This window comes from Candidatus Kuenenia stuttgartiensis (assembly GCF_900232105.1).
GTDB classification, from domain to species: domain Bacteria; phylum Planctomycetota; class Brocadiia; order Brocadiales; family Brocadiaceae; genus Kuenenia; species Kuenenia stuttgartiensis_A.
Genome location: NZ_LT934425.1, coordinates 3,831,555 through 3,853,562 on the forward strand (window position 1 = coordinate 3,831,555; position 22,008 = coordinate 3,853,562).

19 protein-coding genes and 2 pseudogenes are annotated in these 22,008 nt (G+C 39.6%); 12 read left to right on the forward strand and 9 right to left on the reverse strand.

The features are described 5' to 3' along the window. The first annotated feature begins 188 nt into the window (after positions 1-188). From aroF to KSMBR1_RS17870, 9 genes are all read left to right on the forward strand, one after another. A complete protein-coding gene (gene aroF / locus KSMBR1_RS17830) occupies positions 189-1,205 on the forward strand; it encodes a 3-deoxy-7-phosphoheptulonate synthase (RefSeq protein ID WP_099326538.1) in 1,017 nt (338 codons plus the stop codon). 58 nt (positions 1,206-1,263) lie between these two features. Then, positions 1,264-1,518 carry a hypothetical protein gene (locus KSMBR1_RS17835; RefSeq protein WP_099326539.1) on the forward strand — a complete coding sequence of 85 codons (255 nt, stop codon included), beginning with the start codon at positions 1,264-1,266 and terminating at the stop codon, positions 1,516-1,518. Positions 1,519-1,615: 97 nt separating this feature from the next. Then, entirely contained in the window at positions 1,616-2,116 is a 501-nt protein-coding gene (locus KSMBR1_RS17840) for a pyridoxamine 5'-phosphate oxidase family protein (RefSeq protein WP_099326540.1), read from the forward strand. A gap of 27 nt (positions 2,117-2,143) precedes the next feature. Beyond that, complete coding sequence (locus KSMBR1_RS17845) at positions 2,144-3,331, forward strand: aminotransferase class I/II-fold pyridoxal phosphate-dependent enzyme (protein WP_099326541.1); 1,188 nt, start codon at positions 2,144-2,146, stop codon at positions 3,329-3,331. A gap of 92 nt (positions 3,332-3,423) precedes the next feature. Further along, the gene (gene trpS, locus KSMBR1_RS17850) at positions 3,424-4,401 is read left to right on the forward strand and encodes a tryptophan--tRNA ligase (protein WP_099326542.1); all 978 of its coding nucleotides are present in this window, start codon (positions 3,424-3,426) and stop codon (positions 4,399-4,401) included. Positions 4,402-4,635: 234 nt separating this feature from the next. Further along, entirely contained in the window at positions 4,636-6,333 is a 1,698-nt protein-coding gene (gene argS, locus KSMBR1_RS17855) for an arginine--tRNA ligase (protein ID WP_099326543.1), read from the forward strand. Between the two features lie 353 nt (positions 6,334-6,686). Further along, a complete protein-coding gene (nth, locus tag KSMBR1_RS17860; RefSeq protein WP_230405778.1) occupies positions 6,687-7,367 on the forward strand; it encodes an endonuclease III in 681 nt (226 codons plus the stop codon). A 180-nt stretch (positions 7,368-7,547) separates the two neighbouring features. Continuing rightward, a complete protein-coding gene (locus tag KSMBR1_RS17865; protein WP_099326544.1) occupies positions 7,548-7,751 on the forward strand; it encodes a helix-turn-helix domain-containing protein in 204 nt (67 codons plus the stop codon). 176 nt (positions 7,752-7,927) lie between these two features. Beyond that, on the forward strand, positions 7,928-8,266 hold the full coding sequence (locus tag KSMBR1_RS17870) for a transposase (RefSeq protein ID WP_099326545.1): 339 nt from the start codon (positions 7,928-7,930) through the stop codon (positions 8,264-8,266). Positions 8,267-8,333: 67 nt separating this feature from the next. On the opposite strand, the gene tnpA is transcribed toward KSMBR1_RS17870, so the two are convergent. After that, on the reverse strand, positions 8,334-8,759 hold the full coding sequence (tnpA, locus tag KSMBR1_RS17875; protein WP_099326096.1) for an IS200/IS605 family transposase: 426 nt from the start codon (positions 8,757-8,759) through the stop codon (positions 8,334-8,336). Between the two features lie 112 nt (positions 8,760-8,871). Here tnpA and KSMBR1_RS22905 point away from each other — a divergent pair. Together KSMBR1_RS22905 and KSMBR1_RS17885 are read left to right on the forward strand one after the other, a co-directional pair. Next, a pseudogene (locus KSMBR1_RS22905) lies at positions 8,872-9,015 on the forward strand (transposase); the annotation flags it as partial. Between the two features lie 282 nt (positions 9,016-9,297). Continuing rightward, the gene (locus tag KSMBR1_RS17885; protein WP_099326547.1) at positions 9,298-10,482 is read left to right on the forward strand and encodes a CBS domain-containing protein; all 1,185 of its coding nucleotides are present in this window, start codon (positions 9,298-9,300) and stop codon (positions 10,480-10,482) included. Positions 10,483-10,794: 312 nt separating this feature from the next. On the opposite strand, the pseudogene KSMBR1_RS23680 reads toward KSMBR1_RS17885, so the two are convergent. The 8 genes and pseudogenes from KSMBR1_RS23680 to KSMBR1_RS17930 form a co-directional block, all read right to left on the reverse strand. Then, positions 10,795-11,046: pseudogene (locus tag KSMBR1_RS23680) on the reverse strand (hypothetical protein); the annotation flags it as partial. 423 nt (positions 11,047-11,469) lie between these two features. Then, positions 11,470-13,383 carry an ATP-binding protein gene (locus KSMBR1_RS17895; protein WP_099326548.1) on the reverse strand — a complete coding sequence of 638 codons (1,914 nt, stop codon included), beginning with the start codon at positions 13,381-13,383 and terminating at the stop codon, positions 11,470-11,472. A gap of 367 nt (positions 13,384-13,750) precedes the next feature. After that, positions 13,751-14,761, reverse strand: coding sequence for a vWA domain-containing protein (locus KSMBR1_RS17905; RefSeq protein WP_099326550.1), 1,011 nt, complete (start codon positions 14,759-14,761; stop codon positions 13,751-13,753). A gap of 90 nt (positions 14,762-14,851) precedes the next feature. Then, the gene (locus KSMBR1_RS17910; protein ID WP_099326551.1) at positions 14,852-15,427 is read right to left on the reverse strand and encodes a hypothetical protein; all 576 of its coding nucleotides are present in this window, start codon (positions 15,425-15,427) and stop codon (positions 14,852-14,854) included. Positions 15,428-15,605: 178 nt separating this feature from the next. Next, positions 15,606-16,625 (reverse strand): vWA domain-containing protein, encoded by a 1,020-nt coding sequence (locus tag KSMBR1_RS17915; RefSeq protein ID WP_099326552.1) that lies wholly within the window; start codon positions 16,623-16,625, stop codon positions 15,606-15,608. Then, a complete protein-coding gene (locus KSMBR1_RS17920) occupies positions 16,622-18,052 on the reverse strand; it encodes a COG1361 family protein (protein ID WP_099326553.1) in 1,431 nt (476 codons plus the stop codon). The genes KSMBR1_RS17915 and KSMBR1_RS17920 overlap by 4 nt, the downstream gene beginning before the upstream one ends. Beyond that, entirely contained in the window at positions 18,049-18,906 is an 858-nt protein-coding gene (locus KSMBR1_RS17925; protein WP_157820714.1) for a DUF58 domain-containing protein, read from the reverse strand. The genes KSMBR1_RS17920 and KSMBR1_RS17925 overlap by 4 nt, the downstream gene beginning before the upstream one ends. A gap of 5 nt (positions 18,907-18,911) precedes the next feature. Then, positions 18,912-19,904 (reverse strand): AAA family ATPase, encoded by a 993-nt coding sequence (locus tag KSMBR1_RS17930; protein WP_099326555.1) that lies wholly within the window; start codon positions 19,902-19,904, stop codon positions 18,912-18,914. Between the two features lie 342 nt (positions 19,905-20,246). Here KSMBR1_RS17930 and KSMBR1_RS17935 point away from each other — a divergent pair, with 342 nt between their 5' ends. Further along, positions 20,247-21,986 carry an FMN-binding glutamate synthase family protein gene (locus KSMBR1_RS17935; RefSeq protein WP_099326556.1) on the forward strand — a complete coding sequence of 580 codons (1,740 nt, stop codon included), beginning with the start codon at positions 20,247-20,249 and terminating at the stop codon, positions 21,984-21,986. Positions 21,987-22,008: the final 22 nt, after the last annotated feature.

The following is a 22,008-nucleotide window of genomic DNA, read 5'->3' on the forward strand; positions in this document are numbered from 1 at the left end:
TTAAATATATCAATATGTTAGCTTTTTGTGGTTCATAAACATAGGTGGGGAGAAATATGTATTTTTACTATAACATAAGGTGCTCTTAGGGTTTAGTATTGTATAAAAAGATTAATTTGTTACCCTAAAACTAACGGTTTTAGGGTTTTTTTTTTGCCTATAGAATTATATGGTTGGGGGTATAGCCAATGATTATTGTGATGAAGGCTGAGTCGACAAAAGAAGATGTTGCTCATGTCCTTAAAGAAATTGAGAAGACCGGCTTAAAAGGCGTTCTTTTGCAGGGAACAAACAGGAATGTGATTGCGGTAATTGGTGATGAACGCATTTTGCCGCAGGATTTTTGGGATGTATTGCCAGGGGTGGAAAAGAGCGTTCCTATATTAGCGCCTTATAAGCTGGCAAGCAGGGAAGGGAAGGATTTTAATACGATAATACATCTGCCAAATGGCAAAACTATCGGGGGGGAAAAGATTGCGGTAATAGCAGGTCCGTGTGCGATAGAGAGCAAGGAGCAGATCGTTGAGATTGCAAAGAGAGTGAAAGATGCAGGCGCTACCGCAATACGGGGAGGTGCTTTTAAACCCAGAAGCAATCCGTACACGTTCCAGGGCCTTATGGAGGAGGGCTTGATACACATGGCCCATGCCCGTGATGTTACGGGGTTGCCAATAGTTACAGAAATTCTGACCCCTGAGCATGTTAAATTAGTGAGCAAATATAGTGACATATTGCAAGTCGGAACCCGCAATATGCAAAATTTCCTGCTTTTGCGGGCAGTAGGTGAGTCCGGAAAGCCGGTAATCTTAAAACGAGGTATGTCGGCGACTCATGATGAATTTCTGCTTGCAGCGGAATATATATTATCACAAAATAATCCTAACGTGATTTTGTGTGAAAGGGGGATTAGAACATTTGAGACGTTTACGCGCTTCACCTTGTCGTTGAGCATTGTGCCGGTACTGAAAGAAATGACACATTTACCTGTTATTGTTGATCCCAGCCATGGTACTGGAAAACGCTCTCTTGTGAACCCCATGTCGAAGGGGGCCATTGCGGTTGGCGCAGATGGTTTAATTATAGAAACACACCCGGACCCTGAAAAATCGTTTGTGGACGGACCTCAAACAATTGATCTTGATGCTTTTGCGCAACTGATGGAGGAATTGAAACCTGTTGCCAGGGCAGTAGGAAGAGAGATATAAAGTAATAGTCAGACCTTGTTGTTATTTATTATCCATTTTTTTTAAAAGGAACCTTAGTATGGAATATATTGAAAAAGTAATAGAACAACTCTCAAATGAAACATTGCACAGTTTGAAAGAAATGCACAAAGTGAAAGATAGCAATGAACGAAAAACTCAAGCCGAGATAGTTCATCTGCTCTGCCAATCGATGAGTTCGCTCATATCCAGCACGGCATCAATGATGTCCGAAGTTCATGATTTCAATGATGAAGACGAAGATTTTGAGGATGAAGATGAAGATTTTGAAGATGAGGATGAAGATAAGTTTTAATCGTACTACGTATGCAAATGCAGTGTAAGAGATTAAAGACATCATAATCACAGTAAGTCTGTGATATTTTACATGGCGGGGGATTACCAGATTTCTTATGCGCAGACGAGATAAAGAGATTACGGATCGAAAAGAAATTGATGAAATATTGACAAAGGTAAAAACAGGCAGACTAGGTACATGTTGCCGGGAAATCCCTTATATCACACCGATGAATTTTACTTATGACAGTGAAGCGCTGAAAATATTTCTTCACTGTGCAAACGAAGGGAAAAAACTGGAGAATATCCGTATTAACCGGAATGTTTGCTTTGAAGTTGATGATGTAGCAGAGATCATTGTGAAACAACCAACGTGTGCTTCTTCTGTTGCGTATCGCTCAGTAGTTTTATTTGGCACAATAAAGGAAGTAACTGACCATGAAGAAAAGAATTATGCCTTACAGAAACTTGCTGAAAAATACGCCCCACAGAATCCTAAAACCCCATTCACTGACGCAGCGCTGAGCAGGACCAATGTACTCGAAATACAGATCAATGAAATGACTGCGAAGAGAAGTCCTGCCAGACCCGCGCATGCCGATCCTGCAAAAAAGTAAATAATTTAATATTGAGGAAAGATTATTATGGAGATTATTGTTTCAAAAAGATTACAGTCTATTGGCGCTTATGCGTTTGCAGAGGTAGATAAGGAAGTTGAAAAGTTGAGAGCAATGGGAGTTACCCCGATTGATTTTGGAGTAGGAGACCCGACCGTTCCCACTCCTGAGATCATTCGCAAGGCGACGCAGGAGGGGATCACGAAGCGTAAGTCGTCAGGATACCCAAGCTATATTGGTACCGCCGAGTTTAGGCAAACAATCGCACAATGGACAAAGAAAAGATTCGGAGTCACGTTAGACCCTTCCACAGAGATTTCTTCCACAATTGGATCAAAAGAGGGGATTTTTAACTTTCATGAAGGGTTCATTGATCCCGGCGACTATGTAATAATTCCTACTCCCGGATATCCCCCATACACACGAGGAACATTGTTTGCCGAGGGTACGCCCTATTATGTGCCGCTTCTGAAAGAAAATAATTTTCTTATGGACTTGAAATCGATCCCGGAAGAGGTATGCAAAAGGGCGAAGATTTTATGGCTTAATTACCCGAACAGCCCGACAGGGGCCGTTGCGCCGTTGTCTTATTTAAAAGAAGCAGTGGAATTTGGCAAAAGGCATAACATTATTGTTGCATCGGATGAGGCATACAGTGAGATATATTTTAATGAACCGCCGCACAGTATTCTTGAAGTGGCAAAAGAGGGGGTCATTGTTTTTAATTCGTTGTCTAAGAGAAGCGCAATGACGTGTTACCGCATCGGCTGGGTTGCAGGAGACAAAAAGATTGTTGATGTTTTTAAAAAGGTGAAAACGAATATTGATTCAGGGACGCCCACCTTTATACAGGATGGCGCAATCGCTGCATTGAGTGACGAAACACACGTCGGGGAAATGCGGGCTGATTATAAACTGAAGAGAGACCTGCTCGTTACCGCATTCAAAAAAATCAATCTTCCCGATTGCACCCCTGAGGCTACCATCTATTTATGGCAGAAAGTGCCTCAGGGAATGAGTTCGGTGGAATTTGCTAAAAAGCTTCTTTCTCCAGACATCGCCATAGTAACTACGCCGGGAGGATGGATCAGTGATAAAACAGAAAGCGGTATAAATCCAGGTGAGGGATATGTCCGATTCGCGTTGGTTCCCGGTATCGAAGATACAAAAAAGGCTGCAAAGCGGATAGAGGAACAACTATCAAAAATTATATGATGATAGGGAAATTAGTGACACAATGCCTGGCGGGTTCAGGTTTGCAATCTGAATACATAGTTTAATGTTGTTTGAGATATATCCGGAAAATTATGAAAAAACGATTATTTAGCGGAATCCAGCCGAGCGGGGAAGTTCATATAGGAAACTATCTGGGTGCAATAAAGAATTGGGTAGGGATGATTGATCGATACGATTGTATTTTCTGTATTGTCGATTACCATGCGATAACGGTCGAATACGACCCTAAAGAAATGCAAAACCGAATTATTAACGCTGCGGCAGTTAATATTGCAGCCGGACTTGACCCAAATAAATGCATCCTCTTTGTGCAATCTCATGTACCGGAACACACGGAACTTGCCTGGATACTGAATACTGTGACGCCTATGGGTCACCTGGAAAGAATGACTCAGTTCAAAGATAAGGCAAAGCAGCACAGGGATAATATTAATGCTGGTTTATTTACCTACCCCGTCTTGCAGGCGGCAGATATATTGGTTTATAAGGCGGAAGCGGTGCCTATTGGTGAAGACCAGGTACAGCATATAGAATTGGCAAGAGAGATTGCCCGAAAGTTTAATTCGCGGTACGGAGAAATATTTCCTGACCCGAAAGAAATACTTTCAGATGCCCCAAGGATTATGGGCATTGATGGGAAGACAAAGATGAGCAAAAGTAGGGATAATTATATCTCGTTGGTAGAATCTTCTGAGTCTATATGGAAAAAATTGTCTACAGCGGTAACGGATGAGAATCGGAAGAGACGGACAGACCCGGGGAATCCTGAAATATGCAACCTTTTTACTTTACATAAGCATTATTCTTCCATTGAACAAATAGAACGAATCAACAGGGAATGCCGTACTGCGGAGATAGGTTGTGTTGAATGCAAAAAAATATTGTATGAAAATATCATAAAAGCATTATCTCCCATACGGGAAAAATATGAAGAGTTAATAAAAGATAAGCATTCTATAATTGATATATTGCACGAAGGTGCAAAAAAGTGTAAGAACATGGCGGAGATTACCATGGCAGAAGTACGAAGACAAATGGGACTGACTTAGATAATGAGCAACTAAAAGCAATCGGCAGTCCACAGTCTGCAATTTGCCGACCGCCGACTGTATATTGAAGACTGTAGAAGAGACCAGTAAATATTTTGCCAATAAATGCAAAGAAATTACTGATAAGGTACTAAGAAGCGAAACATATTTACCGCCTTGTGGCACACCTCAGACTCCATTCCCACTTATTTTAGCGAACATAAGCGTTTTTCCAGAATTATAGAAAAAGAAAAGATGTCAGACCAATTCAAGAAAACAATAGTTTCTTTATTAGCAGCAAAAACAAATCTTTCCGAAGACGAAATAGATAAATACATTGAAATACCTCCTGACCCAAAGATGGGGGATTATGCATTTCCCTGCTTCAGTCTTTCAAAAATGCTGAAAAAACCTCCCGCGAAGATTGCTTCAGAATTAGCCGACCTCCTGCATCCTGTTAGCCCGATAAATAAGATAGAAGCAACAGGCCCCTATCTGAATTTGTTTTTAGACAAGGCAATATTCTCTGCGGTTGTTTTAAAGAAAATTGTGAATGAAGGTGACACATATGGCTGCGATACCATTGGCAAGGGGAAAACCGTTGTTATTGATTACTCCTCCCCAAACATCGCAAAACACCTTGCCGTCCATCATCTTCGCTCGGCATTAATTGGAAATGCACTGTATAATATTTACGGGAATTTAGGGTACAAATGCATAGGGATCAACCATCTTGGTGATTGGGGGACGCAGTTTGGTCAATTGATTGTTGCATATAGAAAATGGGGAGAAAAGGATCTCGAACAACATACCATTACCGACTTAAACAAACTCTACGTTACCTTTCATCGTGAAGCGGAAAAGGATAATCATCTGGAGGACGAAGCGAGGGAATGGTTTAAAAAACTGGAGGCAGGAGACGCAGAGGCGATGGAGTTATGGGAACGTTTCAAGGATATCAGCCTTAAAGAGTTTCAAAGGATATATAAGATGCTAGGGATTCATTTTGACGCCTTTGTTGGCGAGAGTTTTTACAATACAATGGTTGAGGATACAGTATCGGGGATTAAGAAGAAAGGGTTAGCCTGTATCAGCGAGCAGGCATTAATCGTAAATCTCGAGGCGTATAATATGCCGCCATGTTTGCTTAGAAAAAAGGACGGTACAACACTTTATGCAACACGCGACATTGCAGCGGCAGAGTACCGGAAATCTGTATATGATTTTGAAAAAATGATTTATGTAGTTGGTTCTGAACAAAAACTTCACTTTTGTCAGATATTTAAGGTTTTGGAGTTAATGGGATATGACTGGGCAAGCCAGTGTGTCCATGTGGATTTCGGCCTTATGAAATTTAAAGAGGGCAAGATGTCCACCCGCAAGGGGCGGGTCATATTGTTGGAAGACTTATTAATTGAGGCAGTAGACCGTATCAAAAGGATTATTGAAGAAAAGAATCCTTTGCTAAAGGACAAGGAAATGGTTGCAAGGGATGTGGGTATTGGGGCGGTTATATTTGCTGATTTAAGCACAAAACGAAACAAGGATGTAATATTTGATTGGGATACCGTATTAAATTTTGAAGGAGAGACGGGACCTTATGTGCAGTATACTCACGCCCGTCTTTGCAGCATTTTGAGGAAATATGGAAAAGATGTAACTACGGACATTGATTATCCATTATTAAATGAAGATGATGCCATTCATCTTATAAAGAATCTATGGCAATATCCCTTTGTAGTACTAAAAGCGGCACAGTTTTATGAGCCGTCATTAGTGAGTAATTATCTTATTGATATTTGTGCCGGTGTAAATAAGTTCTATAATGCTCACAGGGTATTATCCGAAGATGAAGGGCTTACAAAAGCAAGAATACTTCTGGTAGATGCCGCCAGGCAAATCATAAAAAATGGTTTAAAAATCCTTGGCATGCAGGCGCCTGTGGAAATGTAAACAAGGGGAGCATTCACAAATATTTGTAGATTCCTCATTCTTGTTCCCAAGCGCCGGCTTGGGAACACAATTGTAGTAATATTTTAGTTTTTTGAAGAAAAATCGTAACTATTCAGCGTAAACGATACACGGCTCGTTCCCGAACAGATACTTCACTATGTTCAGTACAAGGTTTGGGAACGAGTTGCGCTCTGATCTCCGGTAGTTTAATAAATTACGCTGAATAGTTACTAAAAATCTGCCTAAATTTAATATTTTTAGTTAACCAATGAACAAACCCACCCCTGCCTCTCCCAAGAGGGGAATTTGATAAGTCCCCTCTTGGGAGGGGATTGAGGGGTGGGTAAAAATGAATGTCGTTGGGTTTTTGTTGTCTTTTAAAATCCAACCTAATTAATCTTATGACCGAAGAACGAACAAGAAAAATCTTATCACTCCTTGAAAAGGCGTACCCGGACCCCAAACTCATTCTTCGATATAAAAATCCCCTGGAATTGCTGATAGCGACGATATTGGCAGCTCAATGTACAGATGAACGGGTAAACAAGGTGACGGAAATTTTGTTCACAAAATACAAATCGGCGAAAGAATATGCTTTTGCACAGCAGGATGTTTTTGAACAGGAAATACGGCCGACCGGTTTTTACAGGAACAAGGCGAAAAACATTATTGCGTGCGCGAAGGCATTAGAGGAAAGGTTTCATGGCAAGGTGCCGGAAACTATGGAAGAACTTTTGACGCTTCCTGGGGTAGGAAGAAAGACGGCAAGTGTGCTGCTTGGTAACGTCTTTGGCAAGCAGGCGATAGCGGTGGATACGCATGTATTCCGTGTTTCGCACCGGTTAGATTTTGCCAAATTCAATAATCCAGATAAGGTGGAAATCGAATTGTGCAGGATTATCCCGCAAAAGAAATGGACACAGTCCTGCCTTGTCATGGGGACACATGGTAGGCTAACCTGTATTGCCAGAAAACCGTTGTGCAAAGAGTGCGTCGTAGAGAAATTATGCAATTCAAAAGATAAAATAGTATAGGCTTTAGTTTTTAAAGGGATTCCATGGCGGGAAGTTCGATGATAAAAGTAGTGCCCTTTCCCACCTCACTTTGTACGTATATTTTACCGTTATGCGGTTTAATATAGTCAAAAGCATTTATTTTTATAAAAACCTGTTTTTTTCTTGCATTTGAAGTGTTTCTGGAGTATTAAATTCTGCATGAATCCATTTCTCAGTGAAAAAACCCGAATAGAACTTAAAAAAGTACATAAGAAAGAGCCTCATAGACATCATGCCGACCGAATCAAAGCGATACTTCTTCTTGATTCAGGATGGAGTTATGAAGAAGTAGCAGAAGCGCTCTTGTTAGACGATCAAACAATCAGGAATTACGAAAAACTATACAAAGATAAAGGTTTTTGACGGGATTTTATCTGACAATTATATTGGCTGTATGCCAAAACCCACCTGCGAACAAGAAGAACAATTAAAAGATCATATCAGGAAAAAACAACTATAGCGTGGCAAAATAAATTGTTGAATATGTAAAACAAACATTCAATAAAATCTATACACCCGAAGGAGATAAGATACTTTTTATGGATGGAGTGCATCCACAGCACAATTCTACGTCTGCATATTGCTGGATAGAGAAAGGCAAAAAGAAGGAAATACCCTCTAATACCGGCAGGAAAAGAATAAATTTAAACGGTGCTATTGACATAGAAACCTTTGAAGTAACAATCCGGGAAGATGAAAGCATCAATGCTCAATCAACAATAAAGCTTTTCCATGAAATAGAGTCAAGGTATGCTCAAGCCGGTACTATTTACATAATCTCTGATAATGCTAAATATTACAGGTCTAAGTTGGTCAAAGAATACCTTGCAAATTCGAGAGTAAAGAATCCACCCGCGGAGCAGGTGGCTTTGGGATAACCCCTATAAGGGGATGAAAATGCCTTCCTTCCAAAGGAAGCAAGGTTGAGTTGTCCCCATTTTAAATTTACCGTTGTGACTCTTCTTGGCGCTCTTTCTGCTCTTGATATTTCACATATTTACGTATCTTTTCCGTATCCAAACCAACGGTATCGACACAGTAACCTCTCGACCAGAAATGATTACCCCAATAAGGTTTTTGCTTCAAATGTCGAAACTTATTGAAAACTCGAATAGCTGTTCTGCCTTTGATTATACCTACAAAATCGGATATCGATATCTTGGGTACTACCATGACAAGCAGATGAACATGGTCAATTTGTACATTTAACTCAACAACTTCACAGCCTTTTTGTTCAGAAAATGCTCTGATACACTTACCTACTTCTTCTGCTACTTGACCAGTAAGTATTCTTAGACGATATTTTGGTGTCCAAAGAATATGATATTGACAATGCCATATCGTATGCGATAATTTGCGAAATCGACTCATTTGTTACTCCTTTGTTGATGTTGTGGGGACAACTCAACTTAGATTGTAACAATGAGTCGTTTTACTGGCAAAGCCTTTAAACTCTGACCACGCCCACAGGGCGTGGTTTTCCACATTATTAATAAAGATCAAATTTCTCCCTTCCTATTCACCTAATCTAAACCTCATTGAAAGATTATGGAAATTCTTTTGCAAAAAAATATTGTATAATAAGTATTATGATACTTATGGGAAGTTTAAAAACAAATGTTTAAGTTTTTTCAAAAATATTAACGAGTATATGTTTTGCTGAGCTTGTCGAAGCAGATGAATTGCTTACTCTTTTAACTTAAAATTTTCGAATTATTGGCGAGCAAATTTTAAAAAACTAAAGTGTTACGATTTGTTTGACTATACACGAATGGAAGGCCTTGATGTGATTGAGAATTGGGGACAGAATTAAAGCCCCAATGTTAGTTCCAAGATGGTGGGATAAGGGTGTGAGCAGTACCCTATATTTTTGTTGACATGGAGGACAGAATAGTGGTATCTTGTGCCTATGACTAATACACAACCGCCCACTATTAAAAAGTATGTTTCTTCGTTAGCATCAATTGTTCGAAGTAGGGCACAAAATTCGCTTGGTAGCGTCTTATCTCGTGTCCGTTCAAGCCATGAGGCAGTCTTTATCTTTGATAATAATGATGAATTTCTCGGACTGATATCTCCTTTCAAGACACTTTATTCCAGCAATTTTCCTTATACCACAAAAGTATCATCTATAGTTTTTAAACCACCTGCCATTACAGAAGAAACGCCAGTCTATCAAGTTGCAGAATATATGCTATCTACAAAGATATATATATTGCCGGTACTTAGTAAAGATGGAGACTTACAGAGTGTGATTTATGGAAAAGATATATTGCAGGGAATTATTAAAGATCCTGGCTTGTTAGTGTTTGTAAGTGGCAAAGTAAAACCGCATATCCCAATAACAGCCCCGATTACTGCCTCGGTGAAAGATGTATTCTATGACCTTAAAGAAAAAGGTGTTTCAAGAATGGTGATAGTTAATGCTGAAGGATCCCTTGCAGGAATCGTCACCAGAAGCGATCTCATGCAGGCACTTATCAAGCCTACAGCAAAGATGAGATTTCCTAAGGAAGGAACGCATGTTGGCTTTTATTCATTGGCAGGAGAAAAGAAATTCAGAAAGAGCGACCCTATCCGTAAGTACTATACGGTACTGGTTGACTCTTTGCCCGACGATACATCAAGAACAGAAATTGTTTCGCATCTTATCACCTCTCCACATGATAGTATTATTCTGGTAGATAAGCATAATAAACCTACTGGTTTTCTCTCGACACGCGACATCCTGCGAGCAGTTGTGCTTTTGCGTCCAGAAGAAGATATTCCGCTTATTATTATCAAGAAACCAGGCGATTCTGTAAGTAATAAAGAGTTAGAACAAGCGACAAGACATTTGGAGTTATTTGGCAGGAAGTTAAAAAAACGGATGAAAATTAAAAAAATCGAAGTCACCTCCGAAGAGCCTAAAAACCCAAAAGGTCATACGATGATGTTTAATATCACCGTTATCGTTACTCCTATTGCTGGAAAAGCAATTGTTGCCGCTACCAAACAGAGAAGGTTTATCGATGGAATACAAGAGGCTACAACATTAATTGAGAAACAACGCAGGCGAAGTGGACTTTCAAAAAAGGACACACGGAAATCATAAAAAACAAATTTCCAGCCTGAAATGATTAGCATACATTGGAATTGGGGACGTTCGTGAGAGAGACGGTATGGAGGGTACTGGTCAATTCTGCTACTGACTTTGCTTTCGGATAATGTTATATTTCCCTTATGACAAGACCTCTAAGAATACAATATCCTGGAGCTTGGGATCGTATCATGAACAGAGGAAGACGAAGGGGAAACATTTTCTCGACAAATGAAGACTATACATTAAAATAGTCGCATATTGTTTAATACCAAACCATTATCACCTTTTACTACAAACACCCGAAGGAAATCTTTCACGAAAAGGCTATAGAAATTCAACAGGTTGATAAATATGACCTGGCGAGACCGTTGATATACTGGCGGGATTTCCGAAATGACGTGCAATCACTTCACCCAACGCATTACTGTATTCGATATTGTGCGACAGATATCGCTGTAAATAAAGATTTCCTTCCTGTAATCCCGGCCACTCTCCATATGTCCCTCCGTTTACACTGTTTCCAATTACGAACCAAGTCGAAACATTGCCGTGATCGGTTCCAAGGCTTGCGTTGTTTTTAGGAGTGCGCTAAACTCAGCCATTGTCAAGATCAATACATTATTCATCAATGTTGTACCTAAATCAGTGTACAGAGCAACAACCCCGTTTTGCTAATTCAGAGAGAAGTTCGGAATGGGTTCCCTCCACACCGCCTTGATTGACATGGGTATCCCAACCATGACTATCAACTGTGGCAACTTGCAATCCCATACCCTATTTTGTCAGTTGCGCTACTTACTTGTCGGAGTTATTTACCAAACGTTGAAGCGGGATACTCAGCCCCATTTGCAGGAATACACCCAAAGAAAAACAAAAAGAAAGGGGGCAAATCTTTATTATTGACATATTTGCTTCAACTCTTTCAATAATCTGAGAAATACGTTTGTCATCTTTCAGTTTTTCTCGTAATCGTTTTCTCCCTTGGGTTACAGTTAGCTTTTAAAGGGATTCCATGGCGGGAAGTTCAATGACAAAAGTAGTGCCCTTTCCCACTTCACTTTGCACGTATATTTTACCGTTATGCTGTTTAATAATACTATGTGCTATGGAAAGGCCAAGCCCCGTGCCTTTCTTCTTTTTGTTTGCTCTGTTGGTATAAAACGGTTCGAAAATTTTAGAAAGATTCTCTTTGGGAATTCCTGGCCCCGTGTCTGATATATAGGTCTTTACTACATTATTCTGAGCCTCTGTTTTAATAGTGAGGCATTTATCATATGCCGATACTTCCATTGCAGCGCAGGCATTTTCGATTATATTAAGCAATACCCTGCGTATTTGATATTTATCGACAAAAACAAATGGCAAAACGTCTCCAGGTAAAATAATAATTTTAATGTTTGCGTGGTCAAACTGATATATTTTCTGCTTTATGATAACTTCGATGATTTCATTAATATTTATTTGTTCCTTGGATAGTGTATAATTTCCCGTAAACGTGAGGAGGCTTTTTACAACGTCCTGTATTTGTTCTGTTTCTTTCTGTATTCTTTGGAGGTATTTTAGCGATTTTTCACTAGTTGCAGGGTCATTTAAGACAAGTTCTGTGCAAAGTTGAATGCCCGCAAGGGGGTTATTCAATTCATGTGCGGCGCCTGCTACCAGATTACTCACCGCAAAAAGCCTTTCTGACTGGACTACCTGATTTGTTAATTGATGTTCGCGTGTAACGTCTCTTAGTACGATAACGATCCCTATATTATTGCCAATAAAAGATCGTGCCAGCCTTTTCCTTTTCCTTCTATCTCCGATAACATGTATATTTTCATCAATGAACTGATTAACCGAAGATGCAATAACATTAAAATGTTTTTCAAAATCGTCATTAATAGTAATTTCATAGGATACGGAGAGTTGTTTTTCTTCAAACAATGTTCTGTAAATATCTTTTATATCGATAGTATTTATTCTGATTATTGACCCATCGCTGTTTCTCACCAAATTCAACTGGCTAAGTATTGCATTTGCGGCCTTATTTACCGTGTTTATTTTCCCATACATATCCATAAAAACAATGCCGTCAACTATGCCATCTATCAAGGAAAGTAATTTTAATTCTTCCACATCCATGCGATGATTGCAAAGGTTTAAATGGTATTTTATTAGGGTATCTGCAAAGGCCGTTGGAATGGTTTTTTCATCCGCCGGTTTTATGATATAGTCATTCGCCCCCGCTTTCATCAGTTCAATTGCCCTTAGCTCTGAACCCTGCGTGACAATAATTGTTATAAATATTTCATGGATGCTCTCTTTTGATTTTCTGATTATTTCAGAGACATCTGATTCCGGCAAATGATCATCCAAAAACATGATGGATAGTTTTTCATTCTTCAATTGATGAATGGCATCCTGGCCATTTCCGGCAATAATCACATCATAGCCTTCCCCGAGAAGATACGTTTCCAACATTTGTGTGAAAGATTGTTCACTGGCGGCAATCAAGATTTTTATCCTGTTTGCGGTAATATTCGCGGGCGTTGACTCTGGCTTGTTTTGTAACAGATATAATAAATCTTCCAATGCAAATGACGGATGAATTGAAAGATATGCGCCAACACAATTGGCTAACAGGGATATCATACAATTTTTCTGCGAATCAGTGACTAAAATTACGGGAACGTTATTGCAATTTGCCAAAAGAGATGACTTCATTAGTTTACATACTTGAAAACCATCCAAAATGGGTAGCTCTGTATCTAAAAATGCAAAAAGAGGGGGCTGGGTATTGAGATGTTTTAAGGCATCTTCTCCATTTAACACCGTTATTATATTTACAAAACCATGCTGTTTTAAGTAGCAAATTATATGTTCATATTTATCTAATTTATTGGAGGCAAACAATAGGGTTCCATTCATGTGTTTTTATTACTCCAAAACCATAGAATAAAAAAAGGAAAATGGGTGATGCAATACGGGTAATCCTAACATGGACAAGCCAGAACCAAACAAGCATGAAATACAAAAGAGGAACCATAGATTACACAGATTAAAAAATCGCAGGAACACGGAGCATTGTGTCCCTGCAACAAACGTAAGGTTAAAATCCCGGTCTGCATTTCCCCTTCTGTCCAGTTCCAGGTTAGGGTATGGATACCATATTTGTGATGTCAAAGCCAATATTTTTTTTGAAATGTACCGTGTTTAAGAAGGGTGTGTTTTAGCGTAAAACCCCTTTTCTTAGTTTATAGTGAAAAGGGGAAAGGAAATACGAAGGGAAAAACGGTTATAAGACAAAATAGAATGCAAGAAGAATCAATGCACAGCCTAGAAAATATTGTGAAATATCGTAAATGATATTTTTCTTTTTTACGCCGATAATGTCTTTGTTTGTTTCAATAACCTGTTTGAAGATATTTTGCAGTTCAGCGCCGGTAGCATCGTGTTGGTAGGAGCCTCCAGCCATTTCTGCTATTTCTCTTAATAATTTCGGATCGGGTTTTGTGTAAATAATCTCTCCATCTTCTGTGCGTTCATAACCACTTTTATTCCCCAATCTATCCCGTTTTGGTATGGAGGTGGAATTATTTGGATCCCCAATGCCAATGATGTAAGTGGAAATATCGTTCTTTTCCAATAACAATCGTATTGCTTCCACTACCTGACTCCTTCTGAGAAGCTGCTCTTCTCCATCGGTAAGAAGGATTATTATTTTTTTCCCTGCTTCATTACTGAAGGTTTCCATGGCAGCAATTAAGGCGTTCCCGATATTTGTGCCGTAAGGTACAAATCTTACATAATGTTCGTTTACCATATTTAATATTCTAAGGAATACCATTTCATAGTCTTTTGTTGGATAAGGGAGGAGGGAAAAGGCTCGTGCGGCGAAAACAACTAAACCAACACGGTCGTCTTCAAGTCCTCTCACCAGGTTGGCAATCTCCATTTTGGCACATTCAAGCCGGTTGGGTTTTACATCCTCCGCAAGCATACTCATTGAGACGTCAAGTACAAATACTATCTCAAGCCCTTCTTTTTCATATTGTTCTTCCGTAGTTTGCCATTTAGGCTGCAAAAGTGTAAGCCCTAAAATACAGCAGGCGGCGCTTATGCTGGTTCCTTTGATGAGGTTTCTGTATGTTGAGGGTATTTTGCTGAATTTTTGTATGTATGTTTTCTGCCCAAATGTTTTTAGCCAGGCTCCCTTCCGCCAGTAAAGAATAAAGTAGAAAACAAGGATCAGGCAGGAAAGTGAAAATACAAGGGGGGTATATTTTTCGTGAATAAAAGATAACATTATTGATTTATTATTCGATAAGTTTTGAGAAAAGAAATAGTTTCAGGTATTTACACGGTAATATTATAAACACGATGGATTTCTTATGCGCTACCAGCGGATTTTCTGTTCTCCGCTGTATCGATATTTGGTACCCCATGGAATAAGTTTCAGGGACTCTATCCGGTCTTCGCGTTCTTCCTGTTTATGAGAAAACATGGTATTGAATTGCATCTCGCCCAATCTCATTCGTTCGAGATTTTTTTTTGCCTGGAAATCGGCGGGGTCAATTTTCAGGGCTTCAACGTATTGCATTGCCGCAGTGGAGAAATCCATATCTTCCGCAATAATATTTGCATTATTGTAAATTGCCCTTGCCTTTAATACAGGGTCTTTTGTTTCCATAGTTTTCCGGTACTCATCTGAGGCCTTTTTATTTTCCATGAGCAAAGAATATAGTACGCCTTTGTTATATGTTATTAAAGGGTCTTTTTCTGATAGTTTGCGGATAAAAGGATTCTCTTCCAGCTTACGAATTGTGGAAAATGCATGCTGGTATCTGCCCATTTTTATATTTTCGTCCAAATTCGTAATAATGGTGTTTATCTTTAAATTTGTATAACCGTAGAATGTGAGAATGCATGCAAGCACTACGAAGGTTATTTTGGGAAGCAATTTATAGAACATAGGCATCTCCTTTTTAATTTAACGTTTAGGAATTTCAATATTTTTAATTAAGCAATGAACAAACCCACCCCTCAAACCCCTCCCAAAAGGGGACTTATCAAATTCCCCTCTTGGGAGGGGTTTGGGGCGGGTAAAAATGAATGCCGTTGGTTTTTTATCTTTTACAACTCAACCTGATTCAAGGGATTCTTATCCAGAAGTTTTCAATGAAAACAGTTGTTAACAGAAAAAACAAACCTGCTATAATAGGGAATATATAAAGGTCCTTTTTTTTAAAAACATTTTCTACCACAATTTCATCTTTTTCAATCCTGTCAATTTCATCATAGAATTTTGCAACCTCTTCAAAATTATCGGCATGATAATATTTTCCTCCGGTTGACTCTATTGCTTCCTGTAATTCCTGGATGTGTTGAGCGGCGATATCAGGGTCTATGCCATAGACGTCTGATGCTTTTACTGCCACAACATACGCCTTTATTCCCATTCTTTGCAGAAGCCGTAAGGGTCTGTCCGGTGAAATGCCAATATTGTAAATGCCATCAGTGAAGAGAATTATTAGTTTATTTTTCAGTAAGTCTCTTTTCTTCATCTCTTTTACAAATGAAACAGCGTAATCATCGAGATACTGCTTGTTAATGCTGTTTCTTAATTCTGTGAAGGTAAATCTGCTTCCCATTTCTTTTTCAAACAATGCGGTAATGGAGGTAAAGATACCCTCTCCTATTGAAGTTTGGTATCCCATTTGGGATGAGTGTACACGTTCCAAAGATTTTTCAAGCAACTCCGTTTCCATCGTGGGCATTGTAATGAGAGCCGCATCAGTGCCGAAAATAGATAATCCAATAATATCGTTTGATCTTTTCTTTATAAAGGCAGCAACAACTTCCTTTATGGTCTCTATGGCAGTTCCGGTTGTGCTGAATGAAGTATCAATACAGAGGAGTATTTCACGTCCTTTTAAAGATATCTTTTCTTTATGATAGGCGGATTGCGGATATGTTAACGCCAATATTAAAAAAAATACCGCGCAAAAAAAGACCGGTTTAAAAAGGCCTGCGATAACCTTCCTGAACCCATGCAGTTCTTTTACATGATAGAGGCTTGAATAACCGATATATTTTTTTTCTTTCCAAAAAAAATAGAGCAAGCCAAAAGGGATAATAAGGAAAAGGAACCATGGATTCGCTAATGTCATTTATTTATACCTGTTAACCGCACAACATCTTCCAAACAGTCTTTCGTTCTCTTAAATGTCTCTTCGTGTATCTGTTTTTCAAAAATAAGTGAATCTAATAATCGAAAGGATTCACGAGCTACGGTCGTTGCGTCCTCAGAGAGTTTGTTTTGTCCGTTATTTTCAAAAAAACGGGAAGTTGTCAACGATTGTGCGAGTTCGTTTGAGATACCGGTAAAAGTGCCCAAATATGTCCTTAATGCTTTGCTGGCTAATTGAGCGTTTTCTTTATTTAGTGCGTCGTTGTCAGTGTATTCAAGTTTTAACATAACAGCTTTTAATTTTTCTAAGGCAATATGAGGGGTGATAGTGGTGGTTATTGGCTTTTTCTCAGCTTGTTTTTGCATGGATGCCCTTATGGTAAGCATACCAAACAGAAGCAACAAAAGAATTCCTCCGCCAAAGGGCATGTATCCATAGAAAAAAACATGCTCTTTTGAATAAGGCACCGGGCCTTTTAATCCTTCCAGCGGGACATCAACCGATTTAAGGAGTGTGTTGATAAGAATAGGAATTGGTGTAGTATGGGCTTCTTTTGTAACGATAGAAGAATCGTTGCCTCTGATTGCCGCGCTTTGTGAATCCGGTTCCTTGTAATACAATACAGATATTCCCGGGATTTCAGGATTCCGCTCTTTCCCCCCCAGTTCATATATTGCGAGGGTATAATCTATAACGGTTTTTGTCAATTCCCCTTCGGTTTGTGTCGAGGACTCTTTTTTTAATACTTCAAAAGGGGGGAACTGTATTTTATCCATGGTATCCCACAGGAGTTTTATATCATTTTCATATCTGATGGTTAGTGTATAGTGAATGCGGTCGCCGATACATATAACATCCTTGTCGATTTTCCCTTCAACGAGGATGGGTGTTCTTTTTACCGCGATAGGGGCGGAACTGGCAGCCCCTTCCTTAGAATCAACGGTATTAATATAGGAAAGCTTGAAGGAGGGTATTGAGTATATACCCTCCTTAATATTTGGCGGCAGTGAAAGTGCGTAAGTAACAACCGCAAAATCATGCATGTTATCAAATATCTGGCGTTCACTGATGATTATTCCCTCTATCACAAATGGGCTAAGGTCAACATTGGCAAGACTCTCCAGATCTACGGTTATACCCAGCATCCATAACACCTGTACGGTGAGATGTAACGTTTTTCCGGGAATGATCCGGTAATCATCGATAAAAGTCCATATTTCAAGCGGCCTGTCTGTAAGCAGAAACTCTTTTTTTAATGCTGACTCCGACTCCGACTCCGACTCTGATTTTGCTGTTGCGGCAATGGACGTTTCATTTTCCTGTGTTTCCTGGCCATGTACCGGGGTAAAACAATATCCCCACGAAAACATGCCAATGAATGTAAATAAAGCAAAAAGATGTCTCATTTTTTAATTCTCCCTCCTCTACGGATGCGTTTGTCAAAAAACTCTGATATTTTTTTTATCCATATACCTTCATCTTCATCTGTCTGTATCGTTATACCGCTTATGGTTAATTTTCTCAGTAAGGCATAAAAAGGTGCAGGCACATTAAGAGCCTCTGTAGTGCTTATTGTTTTATTGCAATGGGTTTCAACATCACGAATCGTTAGATATCCCCTCGCTTTTGGGATGCAGGACTCTCTTTTATCGGAAACAATAACAGGAATAACCTCATGCCGGTAGGAGAGTGTCTTTAGTGAACGTTCGTAATTATGTGGGGCGAAAAAATCGGATAGGATAAAAATGAGAGAAGGAGACTGCACTTTTTTATGTAAAAAAGTCAATGCGGCGTTAATGTCAGTAAAATGAGAGGACGGTTCATCCGTTAAAACCTTTTTCATATTCTTAAAAGCTTCATTTTCGCCCGTTTTAGGCGGTATGTATTGCTCAACTCTATCGGTAAATGCGAGAAAACCAATTTCATTGCCCGTTTCTGATGCCGCATAAACAAGGAGAGAAAGCAATTTAGCTACAATATCTTCTTTTGTATGATAAAAAGAGCCAAATTTTTCAGAACGGCTCTTGTCGATAATGAAAAAAATAGTCGCACGTTTATCCACTAATTTCAGACGTACGTGTAAACGGCCTATTCGGGAAGTGGTTTTCCAGTCAACAGACCTTAAATCATCGCCGGTCTGATATTGCCGAAGCTCATCCAGTTCCAGACCGTGCGTTGAGTTTATATAGCTGGCGAATGATCCGCCAAAGAGATTACCTATTAACCGCTGTAAATAAAGGCGTACACGTTTTTTTTTCAATGAATTTATTCCAGAATAGGAACCCGGTGAAGAATTTTTGTGATAATATCATCTGAATCGTAGCCTTCCACCTCCGCCTCATGCGTAAGGATGATTCTGTGCCGCAAAACGGGATAGGCCATTTTCTGAACATGCTCAGGCAGAATCGTATCGTCTCCCTGGATATAAGCATAAACACGCGATGCCTTTGTGAGTGCAATAGTTGCTCTGGGTGAGGCGCCGTACATGACAAGGTCTTCCAGTATGCCGTCATTTTCTTCCGGCCTTGTTGCCCTTACAAGCCGTGCGATGTATTGTATTATAGAGGGCGCATCATTTGGCGGTAGCCATTCTGCTATAGTAGTTCTCAATGCAAGTATTTCCTCAGGTTTAAAAATAACCGCGAGTGGAGTTTCTGTGCCAGAGGCATGTTTTTCTGTTATCTCTATTTCATCATTATAAGAAGGGTATCTGATTTTTATTTTGAACATAAAACGGTCTATTTCTGCTTCCGGCAATAAATAGGTACCTGATATTTCGATGGGATTTTGAGTCGCAAGCACCAGGAATAATTTTTCCAGGTGATGGGTTTCCCTGCCGATGGTTACCTGTTTTTCCTGCATAGCTTCTAATAAGGCGCTTTGTACTTTTGCCGGTGCGCGGTTAATCTCGTCTGCAAGAAGAATGTTTGTAAAAACAGGGCCTTTTTGAATCCTGCTTTTTTTCGTTTCAGGGAGCCACATTTCAAATCCGGTAATATCGGCGGGAATAAGGTCCGGCGTGAATTGTACCCGATGGAATTTTGCATCGAGTATGCTTGCTACGGTTTTTACCGTCATTGTTTTTCCAAGTCCAGGATAACCTTCCAGTAAGATATGCCCATCTGACAGTAGGGCGATTATAATTGTTTCGATCATTTCTTCCTGTCCTACAATGACCTTTCCGATCTCTTGTTTTATTTTTTCCACCTTCTCTTTAATCGGGCATCTGTTATTTTTTGTTTTTGTTTGAGCTTTCACCGTATTTAAATTCCTTCCTTTTGGAGAAACTGCTTTGAGTAATGCTAAATAATTTAGTATTATTGCATTAATTGCTAAGGTGAGTGTATGTTTCTTCGAAGATTATATAAATTCTCTTACTTATTTACAAATAATAATTTTAGTGTATAAAAGCAGTCTAATCATGACGGTAATTACTGCCAACAATATAAGGGCGCAAAAAAATTATTGACAGTCAATTTTAAAAGATGTATATATTCGACACTTTATGGCACTTTACGTAATCTCTTCATATTAATATTTACTGTATAATAAATGTTTATTGTTAGTTTAATTAACCTATTCTAGTGAAAGGGGTTTGGGATGTCGTTTTCAAAACCAAATGCGTCGGCAGCAACTCGTACAAAAAATAGAACACCTAATGACAGGAATGCTTCCAGCGGGATGTGTTCTGTTTGTGTAGATGATTGTCCTGGTATTTGCGAAATAGGAAAATCAGCATTTCGATCTGTTGAAAATTTGTATCCACAGCCATTTGGGGTCATTACAGCAGGTGCGGACAAGGAATATCCTGTAGATTTTAGTCACTTAAACATAATGGGAACTGCGGTTGGCGCTGTTGGTATTGCCCCTGATAGCGATAAGGCTATTTTTGATAATGTTAATACAGAAACAAGGCTTGGCAAGGATAAGGGCATTAAGTTGAAGATGCCGATAATGATTCCCGGACTCGGTTCAACAAAAGTTGCAAAGACGCATTGGGATGGTTTAGCGATAGGTTCAGCGATTTCAGGAACTGCACTAACGATAGGTGAAAACGTAGGCGGCATGGATGAACAATCCAAAATATCAAATGGCAAAATAACCCATTGTCCCGATCTTGAATACAGGGTGAAAACCTACCAGAGTTGGCAGCAAGACGGTTATGGTTTGATAGTAATGCAGGAAAATGTTGAAGACAGCCGGTTAGGCATACTGGAATATGGGGTTGAAAAATTAGGCGTTCAGGCGGTGGAAATGAAGTGGGGGCAGGGTGCAAAGGACATTGGCGGCGAGGTTAAGATTAATAATCTGGAAAAGGCGAAGATGTTGCGCGACCGCGGGTATATCGTATTGCCTGACCCGTATGACAAAGAAGTTACCGGTAGTTTTGGAAAGTCATTCAAGGAATTTGAACGGCACTCCAGAGTTGGAATGGTGAATGAAGACGATTTTGTAAAAAGGGTAAAGGCATTAAGGAATGCCGGTGCAAAATATGTATTTTTGAAAACAGGCGCATATCGTCCTGCAGATCTGGCAAGGGCGGTTTGGTATTGTTCCATTGCAGGAGTTGATGTTTTAACCGTTGACGGGGCAGGCGGCGGCACCGGCATGAGTCCGTGGCACATGATGAACGAGTGGGGTGTTCCGACGTTATACATTTCCGCCCTTACATATAATTATGTGCATCAACTGGCATCAAAGGGGCATTATGTACCTGATATAATCCTTGCGGGTGGGTTTGCGTTTGAGGACGACATTTTCAAGGCATTTGCACTTGGTGCGCCATATGTGAAAGCAGTCGGCATGGCGCGTTCACCTCTTTGTGCATCGCATGTAGGTACAGTGGTAGCCAACCAGATAAAAGAGGGTAAAATTGATAAATTCATTGCTGACTATGGCAGTAATGTAGAAGAGATATTTGTGTTGGCTTCAAAGGTTAAAAGATTATTTGGTACTGGTAAGAAAGAAGTCCCGCCAAATGCTTTAGGGCTGTATTCTTATTATCAACGTTTATCACAGGGATTACGTCAGTTAATGTGCGGATCCAGGAAGTTTGCCCTGGAATATATCACAAGGGACGACATCGTTACCCTGACGCGTGACGCCGCTGATGTTACAGGGATCACCTATATCATGGATGCCGATAAAGCGGAAGCGCAGAAAATTCTTTCAGGAAAAGGATCAAAATCCAAGACGAAACCAGTTGCAAAAGCGAAAACCGTTACTAAGGAAAAAGCCGTAAAAAAAGCAGCACCATCAAAAACAAAACCCGCAGCAAAAGCAGCGAGTGCCGTAATGCCTAAAGCAAAGACAGCGGTAAAGAAAAAAGGGGGGAAATAACCAGGTCTTTGATGGAATATTG

Bases quoted from the DNA above. Each gene is read 5' to 3' on its own strand.
- KSMBR1_RS17840 (WP_099326540.1), top strand. From the start codon at position 1,616: ATGCGCAGACGAGATAAAGAGATTACGGATCGAAAAGAAATTGATGAA.
- KSMBR1_RS17895 (WP_099326548.1), bottom strand. From the start codon at position 13,383: ATGAATGGAACCCTATTGTTTGCCTCCAATAAATTAGATAAATATGAA.
- KSMBR1_RS17835 (WP_099326539.1), top strand. From the start codon at position 1,264: ATGGAATATATTGAAAAAGTAATAGAACAACTCTCAAATGAAACATTG.
- KSMBR1_RS17845 (WP_099326541.1), top strand. From the start codon at position 2,144: ATGGAGATTATTGTTTCAAAAAGATTACAGTCTATTGGCGCTTATGCG.
- KSMBR1_RS17905 (WP_099326550.1), bottom strand. From the start codon at position 14,761: ATGTTATCTTTTATTCACGAAAAATATACCCCCCTTGTATTTTCACTT.
- trpS (WP_099326542.1), top strand. From the start codon at position 3,424: ATGAAAAAACGATTATTTAGCGGAATCCAGCCGAGCGGGGAAGTTCAT.
- KSMBR1_RS17885 (WP_099326547.1), top strand. From the start codon at position 9,298: ATGACTAATACACAACCGCCCACTATTAAAAAGTATGTTTCTTCGTTA.
- KSMBR1_RS17865 (WP_099326544.1), top strand. From the start codon at position 7,548: ATGAATCCATTTCTCAGTGAAAAAACCCGAATAGAACTTAAAAAAGTA.
- KSMBR1_RS17915 (WP_099326552.1), bottom strand. From the start codon at position 16,625: ATGACATTAGCGAATCCATGGTTCCTTTTCCTTATTATCCCTTTTGGC.
- KSMBR1_RS17910 (WP_099326551.1), bottom strand. From the start codon at position 15,427: ATGTTCTATAAATTGCTTCCCAAAATAACCTTCGTAGTGCTTGCATGC.
- argS (WP_099326543.1), top strand. From the start codon at position 4,636: ATGTCAGACCAATTCAAGAAAACAATAGTTTCTTTATTAGCAGCAAAA.
- KSMBR1_RS17920 (WP_099326553.1), bottom strand. From the start codon at position 18,052: ATGAGACATCTTTTTGCTTTATTTACATTCATTGGCATGTTTTCGTGG.
- KSMBR1_RS17870 (WP_099326545.1), top strand. From the start codon at position 7,928: ATGGATGGAGTGCATCCACAGCACAATTCTACGTCTGCATATTGCTGG.
- KSMBR1_RS17935 (WP_099326556.1), top strand. From the start codon at position 20,247: ATGTCGTTTTCAAAACCAAATGCGTCGGCAGCAACTCGTACAAAAAAT.
- nth (WP_230405778.1), top strand. From the start codon at position 6,687: ATGTCGTTGGGTTTTTGTTGTCTTTTAAAATCCAACCTAATTAATCTT.
- aroF (WP_099326538.1), top strand. From the start codon at position 189: ATGATTATTGTGATGAAGGCTGAGTCGACAAAAGAAGATGTTGCTCAT.
- tnpA (WP_099326096.1), bottom strand. From the start codon at position 8,759: ATGAGTCGATTTCGCAAATTATCGCATACGATATGGCATTGTCAATAT.